Below are 23,862 nucleotides of genomic sequence, written 5' to 3'. Positions count from 1 at the left end.
GCCGATGGCAATCCGCGATCCGTTTTCGATCGATCCCCGATACGCCCGCTGTGCGCACCGCGCACCCGGCCGACTCCTTCGCACTGCGAGCGGCCCTGCTTTTCATGTGAAACACGAACGGGCCGGTATGTTCTGAGAAGTGTCGGACAACGAGAGCGCCCGTGCAGAACAGCCGCAGCGTCGCGTCTCACGCTCGCTCGCCGGGGGATTCACCACGGTCCTGGCGGCCGCGACCGCGGCCCTGAGCCTGGTCGCGCCGGTCGCCGCCACCCCGGTGGCGCCGGAGGAGGAGACCGAGGCGTCGTTCTATTTCCCGGCCGCGGATCGGGTCCCGGGCATCCCCGGATCGGTCATCCAATTGCGGCCGCTCACAGGCGATCCCGCTCTCGCGGGCGCGCGCAACTACCTGGTGCTGTACCGCTCGGTCGACATGCAGGGCAATCCGGTCGCGGTGTCGGGCACCCTCGCGGTCCCGGACGGCACCCCGCCGGCGGGTGGCTGGCCGCTGATCTCCTGGGCGCACGGCACCACCGGCGTCGCCGATGCCTGCGCGCCCTCCCAGGACACCTCCCCCGGCTTCCCCGCCCACGACTACACCTCGCTGGTGCGCCGCCTGCAGGAGCGCTGGGTCGCGGCCGGGTACGCGGTGGCCCAGACCGACTATCAGGGGCTGGGCACGCCCAGTCCGCACGGCTATCTGATCGGCACTGCCGAACAGCGTGCCGTTACCGATATGGCCCGGGCCGCACGGGAAGTCGACCCGGATATCGGGGTCCGCTGGGTGGCCGTGGGCCACTCCCAGGGCGGGCAGGCCGCCATCTTCACCGCTGCCCAGGCCCAGCAGTGGGCCCCGGAGCTGCAGCTGCTGGGTTCGGTAGCGCTCGCGCCCGCCTCCCATCAGGGCATCGGACTGCAGGCGTCGCAGCTGGCCACCACGGCGGGCGTGGCGGGCGCCCTGTCCCCGCTCACCGGCAGCGCGGTATCGTTCCTGCCCTTGATCATTCGCGGCGCGCAGACGGTCACGCCGCTGGATCCGGCCCGATTCCTCACCCCTCGTGCGCAATCCATGCTCGCCCAAGCCGACACCGGATGCATCGGCCAGCTACGGCAACAGGATTCGTGGGGCGGCCTCACCGCCGACGACGTCTTCAACCGTGACGGGGACATCTCCGCACTGATCCGGGTGCTGAACGAAAACTACCCCAGCGCACTGACTTTCACGCAGCCGCTGTTGGTATTGCAGGGCCGCGCCGACACCACGGTGCCGGCGCTCGCCACCGACGCCATGGTGGTGCAGCAGCGCGCGGGCGGTCAGCCGGTGCAGTACCACAGCTATCCGGGCGCGGACCACCGTGGCGTGCTCGACGCGTCGTTCAATGACGCATTGGCCTGGGTGGATACCCGGTTCGGCCGGTAGGCGGTCAGGCCGCGGGCATCCAGCCCGGATCGCGGCCGAACCAGGCGGCCAGCCGGTCGTAGGCGGGCGCGTCGGCGGCGATCGGCACCTCGTGCCCGAAAGCCTTTCCGGGACCGCGGAATTCAGGCTTCAGCAGCTGCTTGGACCAGGCCAGGCCGTGCTCGGCGAGCTCCGGATCCAGGGTGCGGCCCTGACCGGTGGCCCGGGTGAGATCCCAGGCGTGCATGGCGAATTCGGTGATCTGCTGATCGGCGCGACCGCGCAGCGGGGCCTCCCCGCCCATGCCGGGCACCAGCCGCTCCGGATCGGCGGCGCGCCACGTCTCGAGCAGCGGCTGCGCGCGGGTGCGGAACTCGGCGGCCCAGTCCGCGCCGACCGGGTCGGGCGGTGCGCCCCAGTCGGGCATCTCGCCGCGCGCGGCGATGGTGAAGTCGCGCAGGATCTGGCCCACGATGTGCTCCAGCAGCCCGCGCACGTGCCAGTCCTCGCACGGAGTAGGCAGGGCTGTCCGGTCCGGGGTGACGGCGGCGATGACATCGCCCATCTGGGCGACGGCCCGTTCCAGGAGATCGATCGTCGGGTCCACCGGTGACTTGTCGGCCATGCGGCCAGACTAGCCCTGCGGCAAGACGTTCCGCGCTCCATCGGGCATGACGATCACCCGTGGCGGGAGAGCGGGTTCCGGCGCGGCCACGGCCCGCGGGGATCGGATCCGCCACAGCAGGTACAGCCCGGCCGCACAGCCCAGGGTGATCACCAGGGCCACCATGCCGGGCACCGCGGAGACCGCCCCGTGCGGATCCCGATACCAGCGCGGCGAATAGGCGACCCGGCCGAAGCTGCTGCCCCGCAGCGCCACCACCAGGCAGGGCACCACCAGTACGGCGAGCGCCACCACGGCGCTGCCGGCGGTCTTCGGGACCGCCGCGCCGAAGCAGAAGCCGATGGCCAGCGCGGTGAGGATCACACCGAGCACCGGGATCACCGCGTACTGGTGCGCGATGCCCGCGGTGCCCGCCGCGAAGACCGCCAGCCCGGCGGTCGCGGCCAGCGCGATCCAGGGCGCACGCCATCGGCGTCCCACCGCCAGCCCGGCCACCACGGCCAGGACCGGGAACGGCGCGGTCCAATCCGGCCGGGGCACCGCGATGATCGCGCTGCCCGCATTGGCCACCGCCACCGCGAGCAGCACCAGGGTGCCCTCGCGCCCGGGCAACAGCAGCGCCGCGACCAGCGCCGCGCCGATGGTGATGGCCGCGGCCACCCCAGCCTGCGCGACGGTGCCGGCATGCTGCACGAACCACTGCGTCGACAGTGTGGTCGCGGTGACCAGGATCAGCGCGGACAGGATCGGGCCCATCGCCAAATCGGTGTTCTCGTGTTCGCCCGACGGTTCCGGCTGCTGGACGGCGATACCCGCGACCAGCATCGCAACGGCCAGCATGAGCAGCCACACCGGTGGCGTTCCGGTCGACGCCCATGCGGTGAGAGGATTGCCCCGGCCGCCCGCGGGCGGCAGCGAGGTCTGGTCGGCGATCAGGATCGCGGACAGGGCGCCGATCAGGTACGCGCCCGTTGCGATGGGTTTGCCGAACACCGCGACCGCGAGCGCCCCGAGCAGGATGCCACTGAAGATGGAATCGATGTAGTTGGCGGTCGTCAGATTTCCCGGGATCGCCGCGTCGCGGTTCCACAGCTGGTCGATCAGAAGCACCACCGCGCTGCCGCTCGACACGATCCACGCCGTCTTGTGCCCGAGCGCGACCACCAGCGCCGCCGAGACCACCGCGAACGCCGCGCCGGCGGCGGCCGCGCGCGGCATGTTCAGCACCAGCAGATCCAGCTGCAGCACCGGGCCTTCGGAGGTCCAGCCCAGATCGAGGGGGGCCATGAGCAGCAGTCCGGCCACCGCCGCGCCCAGCAGGGCGGCCATCGCCTCGATCGGAACCGCGTAGCGTCGCAGCGCCAGGGGCGCCGTCCTGCCCGGCGGATCTGCCAACGCGAACCTCGCGCCCATCTCGTCACCTACTCCCTCGGTGATGCGACGCCTTCCGCGTTACAGCAATAACGAGCAGCTATCTCTCGCGACATTAACAGCTACGGTATGTGGGAACCCTGAGAAGTGGAGTCGGTCACAGTCCTTCGGCGGGCCGGGGAGCGGGCCCGCGACACCGTCAGGCGCAGCGGAAACGGAAGATCGCCGGCGGGGTGACGCCCGGCGCGGAGGTGACCTGAACGGCCGGATCACTGTCCAGCGCACAGCCGATCGGGGTGCTGACCTGAACCCGGTAGCAGCCGAGCGCGCCGTTGTAGACGGCCGTGCCGTCGACGCCGGTGGTGAGAGTCGCCACATTCGCGCCGCCGCCGCAGGGCGCGATGTCGGCGGCCACGCCAGCCATGGGGAACTGCTCGGGGCCGTAGACCGCCTGCACCTTCACCGCGGGATCGGCGGGCGGTTCCGCGGACGCGAGCGGGGCCAGGGCGCACGCGGCGGCGAGAGCGGATGTGACGAGCAGCGTGCGGCGCACCTTGTCTCCTTCGGGACGAGCTGAGGCAGTTCGCCTCCGCGGCCGACGATTCGGCCTCCGCGCCACTATAGGGACTCCCCGGTCCGATCGGTCACATTCCGACCGGCCGATCGCTCAGACCGCGGAGACCGCGCCGACCCGGCTCACGGCGGCCGCGCCGGTTGTCCGGCCGGCGGCGGCGCACTGCTCGGCGGTGAAAGCGACTGCCGCGCCGAGGACTTCGAGCTCGACCCGGTCGCCGACCGTGGGCGCGTCCACGCTCACCCGGCGCACCTGGACAGGTTCGGGGCAGCCGTCGAGATCGAGGGTGAGCAGGACATCCGCACCCCGGAACTCGAGGGCGCGCACGGTGGCGCAGCCGGCGTGACCGTCGGTGGCCGCCCGGGCCAGCAGCTGTTCGGGCCGCATCATGACCGCGCCCGCACCGGTCGGCGCGTTCACCTGCACCGGGATGCGGCCGAGCACGGTCTGGGCGGTCTCCGCGCCGATGGTGGCGTCGAGAAGCACTGTGTCGCCGAGGAATCCGGCCGTGAACAGGTCCGCGGGGGCCGCGTACACCTGCTCGGGGGTGCCGACCTGGGTGAAGCGGCCCGAGCACATGACCGCGACCTGATCGGCGAAGGACAGTGCCTCCTCCTGATCGTGGGTGACCAGGATGCTGGTCATGCCCGCGGCGCGCAGGGTCTCGGCGACGGCCTGCCGGGTGGCGGCGCGGAGTCCGGTGTCCAGGGCGCTGAAGGGCTCGTCCAGCAGCATGAGATCGGGTTTGCGGGCCAGGGCGCGGGCCAGGGCGACGCGCTGCTGCTGGCCGCCGGAGAGCTGATGCGGCCGCCGATCCGCGTAGGACGGGTCGAGCGAGACCATGTCGAGCAGTTCGGCGACGTGCTGCCGGTGCCTGCGCCGCGCGCCCAGTCCCCCGCCGAGCCCGTAGGCGATGTTCTGCCCCACCGTCAGGTGCGGGAACAGTGCCCCGTCCTGGGCTACGTAGCCGATTCTGCGCCGGTGCGACGGCACCGAGAAGCCCTGGCGGGTAATGGTTTCCCCGCCGACGGACACCGATCCGGCGTCCGGGTTCTCGAATCCGGCGATCACCCGCAGCAGCGTGGTCTTGCCGCATCCGGAGGATCCGACCACCGCCGTGGCGCTGCCGTCGGCGACGTCGAGGCTGATGCCGTCGAGCACCGGCGCCTGTCCGAAGGTCTTGCGAACCTGGTCTACGACAAGACGACTCACAGTCCCGCCGCCTTCCTGGATTGGGTGAACAGCAGATAGGTGACCGGCACCGAGACGATGATCATGATCAGCGCGTACGGCGCGGCGGCCGCGTAGTCCAATTCGCCCGACAGCTGCCAGAACTGCATGGCGAGGGTGTTGGTGCCGTTGGGGGCCAGCAGCAGGGTGGCGGTCAGCTCGGTGGCCACGGCCACGAACGCCATGGCCGCCGCCGCGGCCGCCGCGGGCGCGGTGAGCCGCAGGGTGACGCGGAAGAAGGTGGCGGCCGGGGATTTTCCGAGCGCCTGCGAGGCCTCCTCCAGTCCCACCGGCACCTGCGCCAGCCCGGCACGCACGCTCACCAGCGCGCGCGGCAGGAACATGAGCGTGTAGGCGGCCAGGATGGTCGCGGCCGTCTGATAGAGCGCGGGCAGCCAGCGAATCGACACGGTCACCAGCGCCAGCGCGATCACGATGCCCGGCAGCGAACTGGTGATGTAGTTGGCCCCCTCGATGATCCGCGCGAACCGCGAGGTGGAGCGCACCGCGACCCAGGCCACCGGGAAGGCGCACAGGGTGGTGATCACCGCGGCGGTGGCGGCCAAACCGATGGTCTGACCGAGGGATTCGCCGATATCGGTGGTGTTCCACACCGCCGAGCCGCCGATCTTCAGCCACCGGCCGATGGTCCACAGCGGTACGCCCAGCGTCGCCGCCAGCGCGGCGGCCAGCAGCGCGAACAGGGGAATCTTGGCCAGGCCCAGGCGAATCCGGTTCGCGCCCCGCTGCGCGCCGCCGCCGATGCGGGCGTAGCGGGCCCGGCCGCGCACGGTGGCCTCACCGGCCAGCAGCACCAGGCACAGCACCACCAGCACGCCCGAGAGCGTGCTGCCCGCCGCACCCGCGAAGCTGGACTGGTACTGCTGGAAGATGGCGGTGGTGAAGGTGTCGAACCGGATCATGGCGAAGGCGCCGTACTCGGCCAGCAGGTGCAGCGAGATCAGCAGTCCGCCACCGAGAATCGCCAGCCGCAGCTGCGGCAGCACGATGCGTGCGAAGACGGCGAGGGGCCCGGAGCCGAGGGCCCGGGCCGATTCCTCCACGGCGGGATCCAGCCGCCGCAGGGTGGCCGCCGCCGGGAGGTACACCAGCGGGAAGTACGAGACCGTCGAGACGAGCACGCCCGCCCAGAGCCCGTGCAGCGACGGGATGGCGCTGACCCAGCCGTAGCTGTTGACGAAGGCCGGAACCGCGAGGGGGGCGGCGAAGATCGGGCCCCACCAGGCCGCGCCCGGCACGTCGGTGCGCTCCACGATCCAGGCCAGGCCGATGCCCAGCGCCACGCAGATCGGCACGGTCAGCACCACCAGTTCGGCGGTGTTGCGCAGCAATTCGGCCACGCGCGGGCGGAACACCAGCTGTGCGGTCTCGTGCCATCCGGTCGAGACCAGGGTGGACACGATGTACCCCAGCGGCACGAAGGTGGCCGCCACCATGAGCAGGGCGGCGATCGTGACGATCGCGCCGGGCCGGATGGCCGATGTACTCGGGACCATCCTGGTCAGAGCCCGAGAGACCCTGCTGGGCAGGTCCTTCGCCGCCCGGGTGGGTACAGCGGTCCGAACAGCCACGGTTAGAGCAGACCCGCCTCGGTCATGAGCTGCGTGACCTTCTTGGCGTCCAGCTTGCTCGGGTCGATCTTGGGCGCGTCGAGCGAGGCCAGCGGCGGCAGCGCCGGGTTGGCCGCGACGTCCGAGGCCACCGGGTATTCCATGGAGTCACCGTCGCGCAGCACCTCCTGCCCCTGCTTGGAGGTGATGAAGTTCAGGAACTTCTGGGCGTTGGCCTGCTTCTTGCTCGACTTCAGCACGCCGCCGCCGGAGGTGGAGACGAAGGCGCCCGGGTCCTGGTTCTTGAAGTAGAACAGCTGGGTGTTGCCGCTGTTCTCCTTGGTCTTGGCCTGGTCGCGGTACCAGTAGTAGTGATAGATCACGCCGCCGTCGAACTGACCGGTGTTGGCGCCCTTCATGACGGTCGTGTTGTTCTGCGAGATGACCGCGTTGTCCTTCAGGCCCTTCAGCCAGGCCCGGGTCACGTCCTCGCCCTTCTGCACCAGCAGCGCGCCCACGATGGCCTGGAAGTCCGCGCCCGCGGGGGCGGCGCTCCACTTGCCCTTCCACTGCGGCTGCTGCAGGTCGAGCAGCGACTTGGGCAGCTGGTCGGCGGGCAGTTTGGCGGTGTTGTAGACGAAAACAGTTGAGCGGGCCGCGATTCCGGTCCACTTGCCGGTGGAGGGGCGGAACTGGTCCGGCACCTGGGCCAGGGTGTCCTTGTCGACGTCGGAGAACAGGCCGGCGTTCTCGACCAGCGCCATGGCCGGGGAGTTCTCGGTGAGGAAGACGTCGGCGGGCGAGTTCTTGCCCTCGGCCACGATCTGGTTGCCGAGGTCGGTGTCACCACCGTTGCGGAGGGTCACCTTGATGCCGGTGTCCTTGGTGAACGCGTCCACCCACTCCTTGGTGAGGGATTCGTGCTGCGCGTTGTAGACCAGGATCTCGTTGTCGTTCTTCGACGAGCTGGAGCAGGCAGTGGTCGCGCCGAGCACCGCGATCGCCGCCAGTGCGCCGGACACCAGTTTCCATCGAGCCGCCGTCATGACCGTCCTTTCGCTTGCCCAGCCTCGTCTATGAGGTTTGCCTAACCAACGTACCGTCCCATGTCACGGGTTCAAATGCCACCCCACCAATCGACACGGAATCGCTGTAGTCTGCGTGCGTTCCGGGGACGGCCCCGGACAGACAGCAACCGAAGATCGGCCGGAGTCGAAGGATCTCGATGAGCTTGCAGCGGCGTACCCCCTTGACCATCGGACTCGGCGTCGCCGCCGTGGTGCTCGTGGGAGGTGGCATCGCCACCGCGGTGACGTTGAACGGCAAGGACTCCGGACCGAGCGACGACAAGCGCGTCGAGACCGCGGTGCGCGATTTCTACGACGCGCTCTCCGCCGGCGGCGCGTCGCAGGCCGTCGGCAAGACCTGCGCCGGCGACCGCGCCCAGTACGACGCGCTGCCCGAGGCCCAGCGCAAGGCCATGGACCAGGGCAAGATCTCCATGAAGGTCGATTCGGTGCAGGGCATCACCATCACCGGCGACCGCGCCACGGCTGTCACCCTGGGCACGCTCACCCTGCCCGGCACCGCCGACAGCAAGCGTTCCACCGATGAACACCTGCGCAAGGAAGACGGCGTATGGAAGGTCTGTTCCACCGACGCGAAGTAGGACGGTCATGAGCTGCTGCGGCCCGAACCGCCGGCAGCTGCTGGGCCTGCTGGCGGCGGCCGCGGCCCTACCGCTGGCGGCGCCGAGTCCGGCTCGGGCACAGCCGGGTTCACTGGTGGCGACCGATCTCGAGGTCGTCACCATTACCGAGCAGTCGGCCGTCTTCACCTGGACGACGCTGGGCCCGGACGCGGCCGGCAACCCTGTTCCGGTGGAGACCGGCACCGAGGTCTGGCTCGGCCCCGCGGACGGGACCGGGCTGCGGCAGGTCTTCGGCGACCCGCAGCCGACCGCCTATCACTACGCCGAGGTCACTGGGCTGGAGCCCGGGCGCGCCTATCGGTTCGAGGCGCGTTCGCAGGGCATCGCGGCCGCACCCGCGCTGAATGTCGCCACCCGCCAACCGAATACGCCGGAGGCGCAAGGGGTCTTCGCCACATTGGTGCCGCCGCCGGGCCGGCTGCTGCGAACCCTCGCCCTGTCCAATGACATTCACTTCGGCGAGGAGGTCAGCGGGCTCATCACCGCGGGCCTGCCGCCCGGCGTGCGCCAGGAGCCCGGTCTCGCACCGTATCCCGAGGTCATGCTGACCGCGCTGCTCGACGATATGCACCGGCCCGACCGTGCCGTCGACCATCTGCTGCTCGCCGGTGACCTCACCGCCGAGGCCACCCCGGACCAGGTGCGCGGCGTCCACACCCACCTCGCGAACTGGGGTGCGCCGGGCCGGGACTGGTTCGCCGCTCGCGGTAATCACGACCGCCCGCACCTGGGTTCGGACTACGCGGACTGCAGCCCGTACCTCGACCACTACGACTGCTGGGGTGATTCCTTCACCGCCCGACAGCAATTGGCGGCCTACGAGGTCGGCGAGCTGCGCCTGATCGCCCTGGACACCACCCAGCTCGACGCCCCGGGCGGCACTGTGGACCGGTCCCAGCTCGACGAGCTGCGGGACCGGCTCACCGGCGACCCGGACCGTCCCACACTCGTTTTCGGTCATCACCCGATCACCACCGAGTCCGGCTGGTCCAATCTGGCCGGACCGAGCTTCATTCTCGATGCCGCGAATGCCGCCGAGCTGCAATCGATCTACCGCTCCGCGCCCGGCGTCTTCCTGCACCATGCGGGGCACACCCATCGCAACCGCCGTACCCGGCCCGATCTGCCCATTCCGGTGGAATTCCTGGAAGTGGCGGCGGCCAAGGAATATCCGGGCGGTTACACGCTGCTGCGCCTCTACGAGGGCGGCTACATGCTGAATTTCTACAAGACCCGCACCGAAGCCGCGCGGCGCTGGAGCACGCGGTCGCGGGGCGAATACTTCGGTCTGCTGCCCGAATACACGCTGGGCACGACCGCCGACCGCAATTTCGTGGTGTCGCGCGACCTCTCCGGCGTGATCGCGAGCTGAATACGAGAACGCCTCCCGCATGTATGGGAGGCGTTCTCCGATGGAGCGACCGACGGGACTCGAACCCGTGTGACAGGCTTTGCAGGCCTGCTCCTGACCAACTCGGACACAGCCGCAGGGTGTACCCAATAGTGCGGCGAATCGCGCCTGCGGCCGAGGGTTTGAATCACCGTGATTCGTATGCGCCCCGCGGATCGGCTCGGCGCTGCGACCTACCGGTTCGCGACGTGCGATGATCGGGTCATGTCTCGACCACGTCCACTGCCACTCGACCCGATCGAGGAGGCGCACCGTCAGTGGACCGAGCACGGCTGGGGGGACGTGGCCGACGGAATGGCGGCGGTGACGTCGCTGGTGCGGGCGCAGCAGATCGTGATGGCGCGGGTGGACGAAGCCCTGCGGCCGTCCGGTTTGACCTTTTCCCGGTACGAGTTACTGATGCTGCTGAGTTTCAGCAAAACCGGCGCGCTGCCGATGGCGGTGGCCAGCGCCCGCCTGCAGGTGCACCCCACCTCCGTCACCAACACCGTGGACCGGCTGGAGGCGGCGCACTTGGTGAAGCGTGTGCCGCATCCCAGTGACCGGCGAGCGACGCTCATCGAAATCACCGATGCCGGAAGAGAATTGGTGGCCAGGGCCACCACCGAGCTGAACCGGCGAGTTTTCGCCGAGGCCGGACTGCCGCCGGAACGATTGCAATTGCTGCTGCAATTGCTGTCGGAGTTCCGGCAGAGCGCCGGCGACTTCGATCCGGGTAGCTCGCCGACACTATGGGCCGGTCAGTAACCGGTCAGCGACCCAGCAGCCATTTTCCTGCGTCATAGTCTTGGATTCGGCTCGCAAAAGGTTCACCATTGAGCGCATGGTGCTGGTCCTCGGGGTGTCGGCGGGCGCTGCTGGCGCACGTGCCATGCTCACCCATTCCGACCAGCCTCACCTGCCTCCCATCGACCGCTGCAAGGTCCTGCGCCGGGCCGGTGATCGCGGTATGGAGGACCCCGTCTTCGAGGCCATCCAGCAGATGCGCAAGTCGGCCGCCGAGCGCGACGAATTCATTACCGGCATCGCCGTGACCTGCCGCTCGGCCACCCACGCCGAGGCCATTCGCACCGCCGCGGGCCGCAACCGCCTCACGGTCATCGATGAGCCGGTGGCCCAGCTCCGATATCTCCGATTCACCCGGAAGCTACCGAGCGAGGGTTCGGTCCTGCTCTACGACCTGGGCGCGTCGGGACTGACCCTCACTCAGATCGACTGCCGCAACGATGCCGTCCTCGCCACCAAGCGCAGCACCGTCCTGGGTGGTGACGGCCACGACGCGCTGTTGCGCTGGCTGCTCACCCGCGCCGGGGTCACCGTGGATCTGGCCACCACCCGCCGCCAGAAGGAGGCGCTGGCCTCCGAGCGCGTCCTGGCCGTCTGCGACCCGATCACCGGGCAGCGCACCGTGGTAACCCGCAGTGATTTCGCCGAACTGGTCGAAGCGGGCATTCATCACTCGGCGTCCTTCGTCCGCCACATGATCGACGAGACCGGCATCCAGCCCGCCGGAATGGCGCTGCTGGGCGGCTGCACCCGCACCAAGAGCATCCGGGACGAGCTGAAACAGCAGCTGGGCTATCCGCTCATCTACGACCCCGAACCCGAATTCGTCTCCACCCGCGGCGCGGTCCTGCTGGCCGCCGAACGGCCATCGGCCCGCAGCATCCGCAGTGTGCGCCTGCCCCAGGCCGCCACCTCCCACGAGACCCCTGCCCACTCCCCCGTCTCCCGCCGCAAACTCGTTGCGGCAGTGGCGGTCACCGCCACCCTGGGCGGCACCATCGTCGGCGCGCTGGCCATGAACCGCGACGGCGGCGAACACCCCGACGGCAAGCCCCCGACCGTCGAAGTGGTCGGCCCGCCGAAACACGGCTGACGCCAGCGCCCGCGCCGATAACCTCGAGCACGAGGTCCGCCGAACACGCCTGACGCCAGCACCCGCGCCGATAACCTCGAGCACGAGGTCCGCCGAGCAATACCCGCCCCCTCTCGTCACCGTGCCCCGCTGCCTTGAGGCAGCGGGGCACGAGAGTTCCGAGAGGGGTTGCGGCGCTTACTTGTTGGTGAAGTTCGCCGGGCGCTTCTCGACGAAGGCGGCCATGCCTTCCTTCTGGTCCTCGGTCGCGAAGAGCGAGTGGAAGACACGGCGCTCGAAGCGCAGGCCCTCGGTGAGGGTGGTTTCGAAGGCGCGGTCGACCGCTTCCTTGGCGATCATGACCGACGGCAGCGACATGGACGCGATGGTCTCGGCGACCTCCATGGCGGTGGCGACCAGGTCGGCGGCGGGCACGATGCGCGAGACCAGGCCCGCGCGTTCGGCTTCCTCGGCGTCCATATTGCGGCCGGTGAGGATGAGGTCCATGGCCTTGGCCTTGCCGACGGCGCGGGTGAGGCGCTGGGAGCCGCCCATGCCGGGGATCACGCCGAGCTTGATCTCGGGCTGCCCGAACTTGGCGGTGTCGGCGGCGAGCAGGATGTCGCACATCATGGCGAGTTCGCAGCCGCCGCCGAGGGCGTAGCCGGCGACCGCGGCGATGATGGGCTTACGGAACGCGACCAGTCGGTCCCAACCGGCGAAGTGGTCGGTCAGGAACATGTCCATATAGGACTTGGACTGCATCTCCTTGATGTCCGCGCCGGCCGCGAAGGCCCGGTCGGACCCGGTCAGCACGACCGCGCCGACCTCGTTGTCGTTCTCCAGCTCGTCCAGCGCCGCCGAAATGTCGGCCAGGACCTGCGAGTTCAGCGCGTTGAGGGCCTTCGGCCGGTTCAGCGTGATGAGGGCGACCCGCCCCTTGCGCTCCAGCAGAATGGTCTCGAAGTCTGTCACGCCGGTTCCTCTCCCGATCGCTTGCGGATATCGGTGACGATAGCCGAGAAGTCCTTGCCCGCTTCCTCCTGGTTGAAGCGGCTGTAGATCTCCGCCGCCAGCTGCCCGATCTGCCCGTCGACGCCATTGGCCCGCAGCGCGTTCGCCGCGAGACCCAGGTCCTTGGACATGAGCGCGGTCGCGAAGCCGGGCCGGTAGTCATTGTTGGCCGGGCTGGCCGGAACCGGTCCCGGCACCGGGCAATAGGAGGTCAGCGCCCACGACTGCCCCGAGGCGGTGGACACCACGTCGAAGAACTTGTCGTGGGTGAGCCCCAGCTTCTCGCCCAGCACAATGGCTTCCGAGAGGCCGATCATGGAGATGCCCAGCAGCATGTTGTTGCAGATCTTGGCAGCCTGACCCACGCCCGCGCCGCCGCAGTGCACGACCTTGCCGCCCATCACCTCCAGCAGTGGCAGCGCGTCGGCGAAGTCGGCGTCCGCACCGCCCACCATGAAGGTGAGGGTGCCCGCCGCCGCGCCCGCCACGCCGCCGGAGACCGGCGCGTCCAGGGCCCGATGTCCCGCTGCCGCAGCGAGTTCCGCGGCCTGCTTGGCATCGGCGACGTCGATGGTGGAGCAGTCGACGAACAGGGTGCCCGGCTTGGCGGCCGGGAGGATCTCGCCGTAGAGGTCGAGCACGATGCGACCGTTGGGCAGCATGGTGATCACGATGTCGGAGGCCGAAACCGCTTCCGCGGCAGTGGCGACCACGGTCGCCCCGTCCTGGCGGGCCTGATCCTGTGAGGCGGGCACCGGGTCGAAGGCGAGGACGTCGTATCCGGCCTCGACCAGGTTGGCGGCCATGGGTCCGCCCATGTGGCCCAGCCCCAGGAACCCGACCTTGGTATTAGTGCTCATTGCTCGTCCTTCAATGCTCTATACGCCTGAAACAGGTGCGGCCAAACCCAATTCGCGATCGCCGAGCGCGCCGAAGTAGGCGTCCACGTCGGCCTCGGTGACGTCCGCCAGGGTGGCGGGCGACCACTGCGGGTTGCGGTCCTTGTCGATGACCTGGGCGCGGATGCCCTCCACCAGGTCGTGGGTGTTCAGGGAGGCGACGGAGACCCGGTACTCCTGGTTCAGCGCCGTCTCGAGGTCGGCGGCCCGGCGCGCATCGCGCAGCGAGCGCAGCGTGGCCTTCAGCGCCACCGGCGATTTCGACAGCACGTCGGCGGCGGCCTTGGCGGCCTCGGCCCGGCCGTCGAGCTGCAGCCGGTGCACGATCTCCTCGACGGTGTCCGCGCTGTAGCAGGAGTCGATCCACTCCTGCTGTGCCACGAACTCCGAGACCGGTGCGGGCTGTGCGAACTTGGCGATGGCCACGTCGACCTCGGCGGTGGTCAGTGCCTCCAGCAGCGCCGGAATGTGTTCCGACGGAACGAAATAGTCGGCGAACCCGGCCGCGATGGCGTCGCCGGCGGACATGCGCGCGGTGGTGAGCGCGACATGGGTGCCGATCTCGCCGGGCGCGTGCGCCAGCAGGTAGGTGCCGCCGACGTCCGGGATGAAGCCGATGCCGGTCTCGGGCATGCCGACCATGGACCGCTCGGTCACGATGCGGTGCGAGGCGTGCCCGGACAGGCCGACACCGCCGCCCATGACGATGCCGTCCATGACCGCGACATACGGCTTCGGATAGCGGCCGATGAGGGCATTGAGGATGTACTCGTCGCGCCAGAACGTGCCGCTCGGGGAATCCGCGGCCACCTCGGGCGAATCACCCTGGGCCACAGCGTGCTCGGCGTCGTTGTGGATGGCGACGATGTCGCCGCCCGCGCACAGCCCGCGCTCGCCCGCGCCGGTGAGCACGACCGCGCGCACCTCGTCGTCGTCCGCCCAGGCCCGCAGCGCGTCCAGGATGGTCAGCGCCATCGGGTGATTGAGCGCATTGATGGCCCGGGGCCGGTTGAGCGTGATCAGGCCGAGGCCGTCGCGCCGCTCGATCAACACCTCGGGTTCGTGCACCGTGCTCTTCGATGCCTCAGCGCTCATGCTGTTTCCTTTCTGGCGCGAACGGGGGTCCTCCGTGGTTACGCAGGCTGCCGCCTCCGGACCCTGACCGTTCACGCCGCCCCTACCACCGAGCGGGCGACGACCACCCGCATGATTTCGTTCGTGCCCTCGAGAATCTGATGCACCCGCAGGTCGCGGACGATCTTCTCGATGCCGTATTCGGCCAGGTAACCGTAGCCACCGTGGAGTTGCAGGGCCTTGTTGGCCACCTCGAACCCGGCGTCGGTGGCGAACCGCTTGGCCATGGCGCACAGCTCCACCTTGTCGGGGGCGTCGGCGTCCAGCGCGGCCGCGGCCCGCCACAGCAGGGTGCGAGCGGCCTCCAGCGAGGTGCGCATATCGGCCAGCTCGAACTGCAGAGCGGTGTTGTCCAGCAGTCGCGAGCCGAACGCCTTGCGCTGGGCCATATAGGCCACGGTCCGATCGAGCGCGGCCTGCGCCCCGCCCATGGAGCAGGCGGCGATGTTCAACCGTCCGCCATTGAGCCCGTTCATGGCGATGCGGAAGCCGTTGCCCTCCTCGCCCAGCAGGTTGGCCGCCGGGATCCGGGCATTGTCGAGAATGACCTGCCGGGTGGGCTGCGCGTTCCAGCCCATCTTCTTCTCGTTGGCCCCGAAGGACAGCCCGGGCGTATCGGCCGGCACGATGAAGGCCGAGATCCCGCGCGCCCCTTCGCTTCCGGTGCGCGCCATGATCACGTACACGTCGGTGCTGCCCGCGCCGGAGATGAACTGTTTGACGCCGGTGAGCAGGTAGTCGTCGCCGTCACGGACGGCCTTGGTGCTCAGCGCCGCCGCGTCGGAGCCGACGCCCGGCTCGGTCAGCGCGTAGGAGGCCAGCAGGTCCATGGAGCTCAGCCCCGGCAGCCACCGATTGCGTTGCGCCGCATCGCCGTAGGTGTCGATCATCCACGTGGCCATATTGTGGATGGAGATGTAGGCGGCCACGGCCGGGCAGCCGGTGGCCAGCTGCTCGAAGATGCGCACGGCGTCCAGCCGCCGCAGCTCCGAGCCGCCCACGTCCTCGCGCACGTAGATGCCGCCCAGGCCGAGCGAGCCCGCCTTGCGCAGCACATCCACCGGGAAGTGCTTGCGCTCATCCCATTCCAGGGCATTGGGCGCGAGCAGCTCGTCGGCGAAGGAGCGGGCGGTCTCGACGATCGCCTTCTCGTCCTCGTCAAGTACGAACATCAGGTCAGTCCATGGTCGGGATGACGAAGGCGTTGGCGGCGGAGCTGGCGGAGCCGCCCGCGAACGCAGCTCCGTTCCGCAGCCCTTCCGGCCAGCGCTGCGTCACCGTCTTGGTCTTGGTATAGAAGCGGATCGAGTCCGGGCCGTGCTGATTGAGGTCGCCGAAGCCGGAGCGCTTCCAGCCGCCGAAGGTGTGGTACGCGATCGGCACCGGGATCGGCACATTGATGCCGACCATGCCGACCTGCACGCGGGAGGCGAAGTCGCGGGCGGTATCGCCGTCGCGGGTGAAAATGGCGACGCCATTGCCGTATTCGTGCTCGTTGGGCAGGCGCAGCGCCTCTTCGTAGTCCTTGGCGCGCACCAGCATCAGCACCGGGCCGAAGATCTCTTCCCGGTAGATCCGCATCTCCGGGGTGACCTGGTCGAACAGCGAAGCGCCCGCGAAGAATCCGTCCTCGCCGCCCTCGACCACCAGCCCACGCCCGTCGATGACCAACTCGGCGCCCTCGTCGACGCCGATCTGCACGTAGTTGTTCACCCGGTCAACGCCGTCGCGGCCGACCAGCGGGCCGAAGTCCACGCCCGGGTCGTCGGAGAGCCCGACATTGAGCTTGCCGATCCGCTCGATCAGCTTGGCGCGCAGCCGATCCGCGGTCTCCTCGCCTACCGGCACCGCGACCGAGATGGCCATGCAGCGCTCACCGGCCGAGCCGTAGCCAGCGCCGATCAGCTGGTCGGCCACATCGTCCAGATCGGCGTCCGGCATGACGATGGCGTGGTTCTTGGCTCCGCCGAAGCACTGCGCGCGCTTGCCGTTGGCGGTGGCGGTCTCGTAGATGTACTGCGCGATGGGGGTGGAGCCGACGAAGCCGACTGCCTTGATGCGCTCGTCGTTCAGCAGCGTGTCCACGGCCTCCTTGTCGCCGTTGACGACGTTGAAGACGCCCGCGGGCAGGCCGGCCTCGAGGAACAGCTCGGCCAGCCGCAGCGGCACAGAGGGGTCGCGCTCGGAAGGCTTGAGCACGAACGCGTTACCGCACGCGATCGCGGGTCCGGCCTTCCACAGCGGGATCATGGCCGGGAAGTTGAATGGAGTGATGCCCGCGACCACGCCGAGCGGCTGCCGCATGGAGTACACATCGATGCCGGTGCCGGCGCTCTCGGTGTACTCGCCCTTGAGCAGGTGGGGAATGCCGACCGCGAATTCGATGACCTCGAGCCCGCGCTGGATGTCACCCTTGGCGTCGGGAATGGTCTTGCCGTGCTCGGAGGACAACAGCGCCGCCAGCGAGTCCATCTCGTCCTGCACCAGGGCCAGGAACTTCATGAGCACGCGCGCCCGCTTCTGCGGGTTGGTGGCAGCCCAGCCTCGCTGCGCCTCGGCCGCATTGGCGATAACGGCTTCGACCTCGGACTTGGTCGCCAGCGGCACCCGTGCCTGCACCTGCCCCGTACTGGGATTGAAGACGTCGCCGAACTTGCCGGAGGCGCCGGGCACGTGCTGCCCGCCGATGAAGTGGGTGAGTTCGCGAACCATGCCAGTCCTGTCTGTGTCTCCGATCGCGCAGTCGCGCGGTACGTGGCAATCATATAGTTGGACATCCGAGTATTGGATGTGCGATAGCTCACAGGCGGATGGGCGTAACCATGGCGATGTGCCGGAAATCACTCCAAGGTTGTTTTGACGTCCTACTATTTAGATATCGATAGAATCTCGCGCAAAGGACGTCTCATGTCCGACCTGCATGTTCCGGCCCACCCAGTGCGGTTCGTGACCGCAGCGGCGCTGTTCGACGGCCATGACGCGGCCATCAACATCATGCGAAGAATCCTGCAGGCCCAGGGAGCCGAGGTGATTCATCTGGGGCACAACCGGGCCGTGCGCGAGGTCGTGGACGCGGCCGTCACCGAGGACGTGCAGGGCGTCGCGGTCAGCTCGTATCAGGGCGGGCACATCGAGTACTTCGAGTACCTGGCGCAGGCCTTGAAAGAGGCCGGGGCCGAGCACGTGAAGATCTTCGGCGGGGGCGGCGGGGTGATCATTCCCGAGGAGATCGCGCGGCTGGCCGAGTCGGGGGTGACCATCTTCTCGCCGGAGGACGGGCAGCGGCTCGGGCTGCCGGGGATGATCAACCACCTGATTTCGGCTTGCGACGTGGATCTTTCCCACACGCCCGCGGCGGTGGAAGCGGTGCTGAGCGGGGATCGGGCGGCGCTGGCGCGGACCCTCACCTGCCTGCAGCAGGGGACGCTGCCGGAGGCGGACCGAGCGGCGCTGACGGCCGCGGCGGCGGTGCGGCATGTGCCCGTGCTGGGCATCACCGGCACCGGCGGATCCGGAAAGTCCTCGCTCACAGACGAACTCGTGCGGCGGTTGCGCACCGATCAGCAGGACAAGCTGCGGGTCGCGGTGCTGGCGGTGGACCCGACCCGGCGGCGCGGCGGGGGTGCGCTGCTGGGCGACCGGATCCGGATGAACGCCCTCGACGGCGAACGGGTCTACTTCCGGTCGCTGGCCACCCGGGGCGAGCGGGAACTGCCGCACGATATCGACACCATGGTGATCGCCTGCAAGGCAGCGGGATTCGATCTGGTGATCCTGGAGACGCCCGGCATCGGCCAGGGTGACGCGGCCATCGCCGAGCACGTGGACGTGTCGCTGTACGTGATGACGCCGGAGTTCGGCGCGGCCTCCCAGCTCGAGAAGATCGACATGCTCGATTACGCGGATGTGGTGGCCATCAACAAGTTCGAGCGGCGCGGGGCCGAGGACGCGTTGCGCGATGTGTCGCGGCAGCTGGTGCGGAATCGGGAGGAGTTCCACGCCACGCCCGAGGACATGCCGGTCTTCGGCACCAGCGCGGCGACCTTCAACGATGACGGGGTGACGGCGCTCTACCAGCACCTGAGCGGATTGCTCGCCGAGCAGGGGCTGCCCTTGCAGGAAGGCGTGCTGCCGCGAGTGGCCACCCGCACCTCCACCCGCTTCGCCCAGATCATTCCGCCCGCCCGCGTGCGCTATCTGGCCGAAATCGCGGAAGCCGTGCGGGATTACCATGCCGGCACCGCGCGCGAGATGGAAGCCGCGCGGCGTATCCAGCGCCTGGAGCAGGTACTCGCCGAGCTGCCGGGCGACGGCGCGCTCCCGGCCGCCCCGGCGAGCGCGACCACCAGCGATGCCGTCGCCTCCGATGCCGCCGGAGAGGTGCTGCGCGGGCTACTCGCGCAGGCTCGCGCCGGCCAGACGCCGGAAACCGCTGCGCTGCTGGCGGAATGGCCCGCAGTCGCGGAATCGTACCGGGGCGACGAACAGGTGGTGCGGGTCCGCGATCGGGAGCTGCGGACGGCACTGCGCCGGGAGACCTTGTCCGGCAGTTCGATTCCCCGGGTGGCGCTCCCCCGCTTCACCGATCACGGAGAGCTGCTGCGGTTCCTGCGCTCGGAAAACCTGCCGGGACGCTTCCCGTTCACGGCCGGGGTGTTCCCGTTCAAGCGGGACAACGAGGATCCGGCACGCATGTTCGCGGGCGAGGGCGATGCCTTCCGCACCAACCGCCGGTTCAAGGTGCTCTCCGAACACGCCGAGGCCAAACGGCTTTCGACCGCGTTCGACTCGGTCACGCTGTACGGGCACGACCCGGCCGAGCGGCCGGACATCTACGGCAAGGTCGGCACCTCCGGGGTGTCCATCGCCACCCTCGACGATATGAAGGCGCTCTACGACGGCTTCGACCTCGACGCGCCCGCCACCTCGGTGTCCATGACCATCAACGGTCCCGCGCCGACGATTCTGGCCTACTTCCTCAATGCCGCCATCGATCAGGCAGTGGCGGAGTTCGCGGCCGAGCAGGGCCGCGAGCCCACCCCCGACGAGGCGGCCGGCCTGCGCGCTCGCACCCTGGCCACGGTGCGCGGCACTGTGCAGGCCGACATCCTCAAGGAGGACCAGGGCCAGAACACCTGTATCTTCTCCACCGAGTTCAGCCTGCGCATGATGGCCGACATCCAGGAGTGGTTCGTGCGCAACGGCGTTCGCAACTTCTACTCGGTGTCCATCTCCGGCTATCACATCGCCGAGGCCGGGGCGAACCCGATCAGCCAGCTGGCCTTCACGCTGGCCAACGGCTTCACCTATGTGGAGGCGTATCTCGCGCGGGGCATGGACATCGACGACTTCGCGCCCAACCTGTCGTTCTTCTTCTCCAATGGCATGGACGCCGAGTACTCGGTGATCGGCCGGGTGGCGCGGCGCATCTGGGCGATCGCCATGCGCGACCGGTACGGGGCCAACGAGCGGTCGCAGAAGCTGAAGTACCACGTGCAGACCTCCGGGCGGTCACTGCATGCACAGGAGATGAGCTTCAACGACATTCGCACCACACTGCAGGCGCTCATCGCGGTGTACGACAACTGCAACAGCCTGCACACCAATGCCTACGACGAGGCGGTCACCACGCCGACCGCGGAATCGGTGCGCCGGGCGCTGGCCATCCAGCTCATCATCAACCGGGAGTGGGGGCTCGCGATGAACGAGAACCCGCTGCAGGGCAGCTTCATCATCGACGAGCTGACCGATCTGGTGGAGGAGGCGGTGCTGCGCGAGTTCGAGCGGATCAGCGAGCGCGGCGGGGTGCTCGGGGCCATGGAGACCGGCTATCAGCGCGGGCGGATCCAGGACGAGTCCATGCTCTACGAGCGCCGCAAGCACGACGGCAGCCTGCCCATCATCGGGGTCAATACCTTCCGCAATGGGCACGAGGAAGCGCCTCGGGTACTGGAACTGGCCCGCGGCACCGAGGCGGAAAAGCAGTCTCAGCTGCAACGAGTCCGCGAATTCACCGATCGGCACCGGGATGCGGCGCCGGCGGCGCTGGCCCGGCTCGCGGCCGCCGCGGCGAGCGACGAGAATGTTTTCGAGGTGCTGATGGATGCCGCGCGAGTGTGCACACTCCAGCAGGTCACGGACACCTTCTTCACGGTGGGCGGCCAGTACCGGCGCAATGTCTGATTAAAACGTCCGATTCTGCCGCGTGCCGATTTCCGATCGATAGCAATTTCTCAGCTATATCTGAATCATTCGGTTCGATCACAGCTGACATTCGATTCAGATCGGGGAATCGGGGTCGGGGAGGACAGGAAGACCATGATGCGTCACACCACCCGGAGAACCACCGCCAGACTGATCGCCGTCGCACTGCCCGTCGCGGCCGCCGCCACCCTGTTCGCGGGCGTGGCCTCGGCGGCAGCGCCGGACAGCGCGCCGGCCCCGGCGGTACAGCCGGTCCAGGCCACCCCGGTCACCGACGGCGTCCCGTTGGCCCCGGTGACCACCGACCCGAATGCCCAGTTCCCCGACCCGGCCGTGAACGGCGCGGCCGCGGGCGCGCTCACCGGCAGTGCGGGCGGCGCGGCCCTCGGATCGGTCGTCGGCTCCGTCCCCGGCATGATCGGCGGCTCGGCCCTCGGCGCCCTGATCGGCGGCGGCATCGGCGCCCTGGTCGGCATCCTCGACCCCAGCATCATCCCGCAGGTGCTGCCGTAACCGCGAATCGCACCACCGCACAACAACTGTGCCGCGCCCACCTCGCCGGGCGCGGCACAGTCGTCTACCGACCCGCCGGGATACCGGCCGGGCGACGACCGCGGCGGTGTCTCCGGGGCGGCGAGGACGTGGCGTGCTTCGATGTCCGAACACGCGAGCTCGAACGGATGGGCGTGGAACAATCCGAACAGGCTGACCCAGACGGAAGGGACCTCATGGACCTCGCGGGAATGACTGTCGTGGACGCCCACATTCACCAGTGGGATCCGCTCACCACGCCACGTGAGTTCAGCGGGCTGGCGAAGCTGTTCCGCTATGTGCCGGTGCCGATCGATCTGGCGAAACGGCTGGCGCCGCGGCGCGACCGCGAATTCGTCGGGGATCCAACACCTGTCATCCATCCGTACCTGCCGCGCGACTACCAGGAAGACGCGGGAGACGTGCCGGTCGAGGCCATCGTGCACATCGAGGTGGAGTGGGTCGGCAAGGGTCCGCTCGGGCCCGCCGACGAAACCCGATGGGTGAGCAGCCTGCCCTTCGGCGTGGACACCCCCGCGCTCGGGGCGATCATGGGCGCGGGCGACCCCACCGCCGCCGAGTTCGCCGAACTGCTCGACGCGCACCGGGCCGCCTCGCCGCTGTTCCGGGGCATTCGCGCCCGCGTCGAATACCACCCGGACCCGGACGTGCGCGCGACCTGCAAGACACCGGGCCTGCTCACCTCCCCCGCCTTCCTGGACGGCTTCGGCGCGCTCGCCGACCGCGAGCTCGCGTTCGAGGCGTGGGTGTACTCGGGACAGCTGCCCGAGGTGGCCGCGCTGGCCGAGCGCTATCCCGGCACCACCATCGTGCTCAACCATCTCGCCACGCCCGCAGGCATTTTCGGGCCGGTCGGGCGGAACTCCGGGCGCAATCCCGGGCAGCGGCGTGAGCTGTTCGTGCGCTGGCGCGACGACCTCACCGCGCTCGCCCAGCACGCCAATGTGGTGGCCAAGGTGAGCGGCCTGATGATGCCGATCCTCGGGCATCCGGTGCCGCGGCGGGGTCAGCCGACCCCGGTTCCGGTACTGCTGGAACGGATTTCGCCGATGCTGGAGCACGCGCTCGACGTGTTCGGGGCCGATCGGCTCATCTGGGGCTCGAATTTCCCGGTGGACAAGCCGATTACGAGCATCCCGAATGCCGCGCAGGCGGTGGCCGGCGCGCTGGCCGGGCACGGGGCCGACGACAAGGCCATCGAGCAGATCTTCCGCCGCAATGCCGAACGGGTGTACGGGATCGACCTGCGCTGAGCCCACTCCCCGGGACGGATTTGCCGCGTCTGCCTTTGCCGGAGGGTCGCTGTGGCTATCGTGATGCGCCATGGAACGGATCCTGCGGATCGGAATGGGTTTCTGGGAGTCCCGGACCTTGCTCAGCGCAGTCGAACTCGGCGTGTTCACGGTGCTCGGGCATCGGCAACTGACCGCCGAACAGCTACAGCGCGAACTGGGCCTGCATCCGCGGTCCGCCCGTGACTTCTTCGACGCGCTGGTGGCCATGGAGATGCTGCGGCGCACCGACGATCGGTACGCCAATACCGCTGACACCGCCACCTATCTGGACAGCACCGGGAGCGAGTACATCGGCGGCTTCCTGGAGATGGCCGCGGCCCGGCTCTACCCGTTCTGGGGCCGGCTCACCGAGGGCCTGCGCACCGGGCAGCCGCAGAACGAGGCCCGCGACGGCGGCGACTTCTTCACCACGCTCTACCGGGATCCGCAGCGGCTCTACGACTTTCAGCGCGCCATGACGGGGCTGTCGCTGCCCAGTGCGCACGCCCTCGCCGAGGTGTTCCCGTGGCATCGCTGGAAGTCGATGGCCGATATCGGCACCGCCCAGGGCGCGCTGCTGCGCACCGTCCTGGAGACCAATCCGCACCTGCACGGCATCGGCTACGACCTGGCGGCGGTGGAGCCGATCTTCACCGAATACAGTGCGCCGGTGGCGGATCGGGCCATCTTCCAGGCCGGCGACTTCTTCAGCGATGAGCTGCCCGAGGCCGATGTCCTGGTCTTCGGCCACATCCTGCACGACTGGGACCTGCCCACCAAGCTCATGCTGCTGGAGAAGGCCCACCGCGCCCTCCCCGACGGCGGCGCCATCCTCGTCTACGAGTCGCTCATCGACGACGACCGCCGCACCAATCTCTCCGGTCTGCTGATGAGCCTCAACATGCTCATCGAGACACCCGGCGGCTTCGACTACACCGCCGCGGACCTGCGAACCTGGCTGGCCGACACCGGTTTCCGCGACCCGCAGACCGAACACCTCGCCGGGCCGGAGTCCATGGTCTGGGCGGTGAAGTAGCC

The 23,862-nt window shown here is 69.1% G+C and carries 20 protein-coding genes and 1 tRNA gene; 9 read left to right on the top strand and 12 right to left on the bottom strand.

Annotated elements, in window-relative coordinates; translation table 11 throughout:
- Positions 1-139 precede the first annotated feature (139 nt).
- Entirely contained in the window at positions 140-1,417 is a 1,278-nt protein-coding gene (locus tag ACWEQQ_RS42030; protein WP_452352161.1) for an alpha/beta hydrolase family protein, read from the top strand.
- Between the two features lie 4 nt (positions 1,418-1,421).
- Here the strand turns inward: ACWEQQ_RS42030 and ACWEQQ_RS42025 are convergent, their stop codons facing one another.
- The 6 genes from ACWEQQ_RS42025 to ACWEQQ_RS42000 form a co-directional block, all read right to left on the bottom strand.
- Positions 1,422-2,021 carry a TIGR03086 family metal-binding protein gene (locus ACWEQQ_RS42025; RefSeq protein WP_452352160.1) on the bottom strand — a complete coding sequence of 200 codons (600 nt, stop codon included), beginning with the start codon at positions 2,019-2,021 and terminating at the stop codon, positions 1,422-1,424.
- Positions 2,022-2,030: 9 nt separating this feature from the next.
- Complete coding sequence (locus tag ACWEQQ_RS42020; RefSeq protein WP_452352159.1) at positions 2,031-3,434, bottom strand: hypothetical protein; 1,404 nt, start codon at positions 3,432-3,434, stop codon at positions 2,031-2,033.
- 157 nt (positions 3,435-3,591) lie between these two features.
- Entirely contained in the window at positions 3,592-3,945 is a 354-nt protein-coding gene (locus ACWEQQ_RS42015; RefSeq protein WP_452352158.1) for a hypothetical protein, read from the bottom strand.
- A 114-nt stretch (positions 3,946-4,059) separates the two neighbouring features.
- Complete coding sequence (locus tag ACWEQQ_RS42010) at positions 4,060-5,178, bottom strand: ABC transporter ATP-binding protein (RefSeq protein ID WP_452352157.1); 1,119 nt, start codon at positions 5,176-5,178, stop codon at positions 4,060-4,062.
- Positions 5,175-6,713: an ABC transporter permease gene (locus tag ACWEQQ_RS42005; protein WP_452352156.1), complete on the bottom strand. Its 1,539-nt coding sequence runs from the start codon at positions 6,711-6,713 to the stop codon at positions 5,175-5,177. Before ACWEQQ_RS42005 ends, ACWEQQ_RS42010 begins: the two co-directional genes overlap by 4 nt.
- Before the next feature lie 77 nt (positions 6,714-6,790).
- Positions 6,791-7,813 (bottom strand): iron ABC transporter substrate-binding protein, encoded by a 1,023-nt coding sequence (locus tag ACWEQQ_RS42000; protein ID WP_452344143.1) that lies wholly within the window; start codon positions 7,811-7,813, stop codon positions 6,791-6,793.
- Positions 7,814-7,992: 179 nt separating this feature from the next.
- Here ACWEQQ_RS42000 and ACWEQQ_RS41995 point away from each other — a divergent pair, with 179 nt between their 5' ends.
- A complete protein-coding gene (locus ACWEQQ_RS41995) occupies positions 7,993-8,436 on the top strand; it encodes an Rv0361 family membrane protein (protein WP_354849484.1) in 444 nt (147 codons plus the stop codon).
- Between the two features lie 7 nt (positions 8,437-8,443).
- Positions 8,444-9,850, top strand: coding sequence for a metallophosphoesterase (locus ACWEQQ_RS41990; RefSeq protein WP_452352155.1), 1,407 nt, complete (start codon positions 8,444-8,446; stop codon positions 9,848-9,850).
- A gap of 41 nt (positions 9,851-9,891) precedes the next feature.
- On the opposite strand, the gene ACWEQQ_RS41985 is transcribed toward ACWEQQ_RS41990, so the two are convergent.
- Positions 9,892-9,966, bottom strand: a tRNA-Cys gene (locus ACWEQQ_RS41985).
- A 127-nt stretch (positions 9,967-10,093) separates the two neighbouring features.
- Between ACWEQQ_RS41985 and ACWEQQ_RS41980 the strand changes: the two genes are divergently transcribed.
- Together ACWEQQ_RS41980 and ACWEQQ_RS41975 are read left to right on the top strand one after the other, a co-directional pair.
- Positions 10,094-10,636 (top strand): MarR family winged helix-turn-helix transcriptional regulator, encoded by a 543-nt coding sequence (locus tag ACWEQQ_RS41980; protein ID WP_364623257.1) that lies wholly within the window; start codon positions 10,094-10,096, stop codon positions 10,634-10,636.
- A gap of 76 nt (positions 10,637-10,712) precedes the next feature.
- Positions 10,713-11,768 carry an Hsp70 family protein gene (locus ACWEQQ_RS41975; protein ID WP_452352154.1) on the top strand — a complete coding sequence of 352 codons (1,056 nt, stop codon included), beginning with the start codon at positions 10,713-10,715 and terminating at the stop codon, positions 11,766-11,768.
- Positions 11,769-11,945: 177 nt separating this feature from the next.
- On the opposite strand, the gene ACWEQQ_RS41970 is transcribed toward ACWEQQ_RS41975, so the two are convergent.
- From ACWEQQ_RS41970 to ACWEQQ_RS41950, 5 genes are all read right to left on the bottom strand, one after another.
- The gene (locus ACWEQQ_RS41970) at positions 11,946-12,722 is read right to left on the bottom strand and encodes an enoyl-CoA hydratase (protein ID WP_452352153.1); all 777 of its coding nucleotides are present in this window, start codon (positions 12,720-12,722) and stop codon (positions 11,946-11,948) included.
- On the bottom strand, positions 12,719-13,621 hold the full coding sequence (mmsB, locus tag ACWEQQ_RS41965; protein ID WP_452352152.1) for a 3-hydroxyisobutyrate dehydrogenase: 903 nt from the start codon (positions 13,619-13,621) through the stop codon (positions 12,719-12,721). The genes ACWEQQ_RS41970 and mmsB overlap by 4 nt, the downstream gene beginning before the upstream one ends.
- An 18-nt stretch (positions 13,622-13,639) precedes the next feature.
- Positions 13,640-14,755, bottom strand: a complete 1,116-nt coding sequence (locus ACWEQQ_RS41960; RefSeq protein WP_452352151.1) for an enoyl-CoA hydratase/isomerase family protein — start codon at positions 14,753-14,755, stop codon at positions 13,640-13,642.
- A 71-nt stretch (positions 14,756-14,826) separates the two neighbouring features.
- Entirely contained in the window at positions 14,827-15,966 is a 1,140-nt protein-coding gene (locus ACWEQQ_RS41955) for an acyl-CoA dehydrogenase family protein (RefSeq protein WP_452344149.1), read from the bottom strand.
- A gap of 4 nt (positions 15,967-15,970) precedes the next feature.
- Positions 15,971-17,506 carry a CoA-acylating methylmalonate-semialdehyde dehydrogenase gene (locus ACWEQQ_RS41950; protein WP_452352150.1) on the bottom strand — a complete coding sequence of 512 codons (1,536 nt, stop codon included), beginning with the start codon at positions 17,504-17,506 and terminating at the stop codon, positions 15,971-15,973.
- Positions 17,507-17,701: 195 nt separating this feature from the next.
- Here ACWEQQ_RS41950 and icmF point away from each other — a divergent pair, with 195 nt between their 5' ends.
- From icmF to ACWEQQ_RS41930, 4 genes are all read left to right on the top strand, one after another.
- Positions 17,702-20,977, top strand: coding sequence for a fused isobutyryl-CoA mutase/GTPase IcmF (gene icmF, locus ACWEQQ_RS41945; protein WP_452352149.1), 3,276 nt, complete (start codon positions 17,702-17,704; stop codon positions 20,975-20,977).
- 138 nt (positions 20,978-21,115) lie between these two features.
- A complete protein-coding gene (locus ACWEQQ_RS41940; RefSeq protein WP_452352148.1) occupies positions 21,116-21,511 on the top strand; it encodes a hypothetical protein in 396 nt (131 codons plus the stop codon).
- 215 nt (positions 21,512-21,726) lie between these two features.
- Positions 21,727-22,803 (top strand): amidohydrolase family protein, encoded by a 1,077-nt coding sequence (locus ACWEQQ_RS41935; RefSeq protein WP_452352147.1) that lies wholly within the window; start codon positions 21,727-21,729, stop codon positions 22,801-22,803.
- Positions 22,804-22,873: 70 nt separating this feature from the next.
- Positions 22,874-23,860: a methyltransferase gene (locus ACWEQQ_RS41930; protein ID WP_452352146.1), complete on the top strand. Its 987-nt coding sequence runs from the start codon at positions 22,874-22,876 to the stop codon at positions 23,858-23,860.
- The last annotated feature ends 2 nt before the right edge of the window (positions 23,861-23,862 follow it).

The organism is Nocardia sp. NPDC004123 (genome assembly GCF_053603795.1).
Note: the sequence above shows the minus strand (reverse complement) of the source record. Positions and strands in the feature narration are given on the sequence as shown.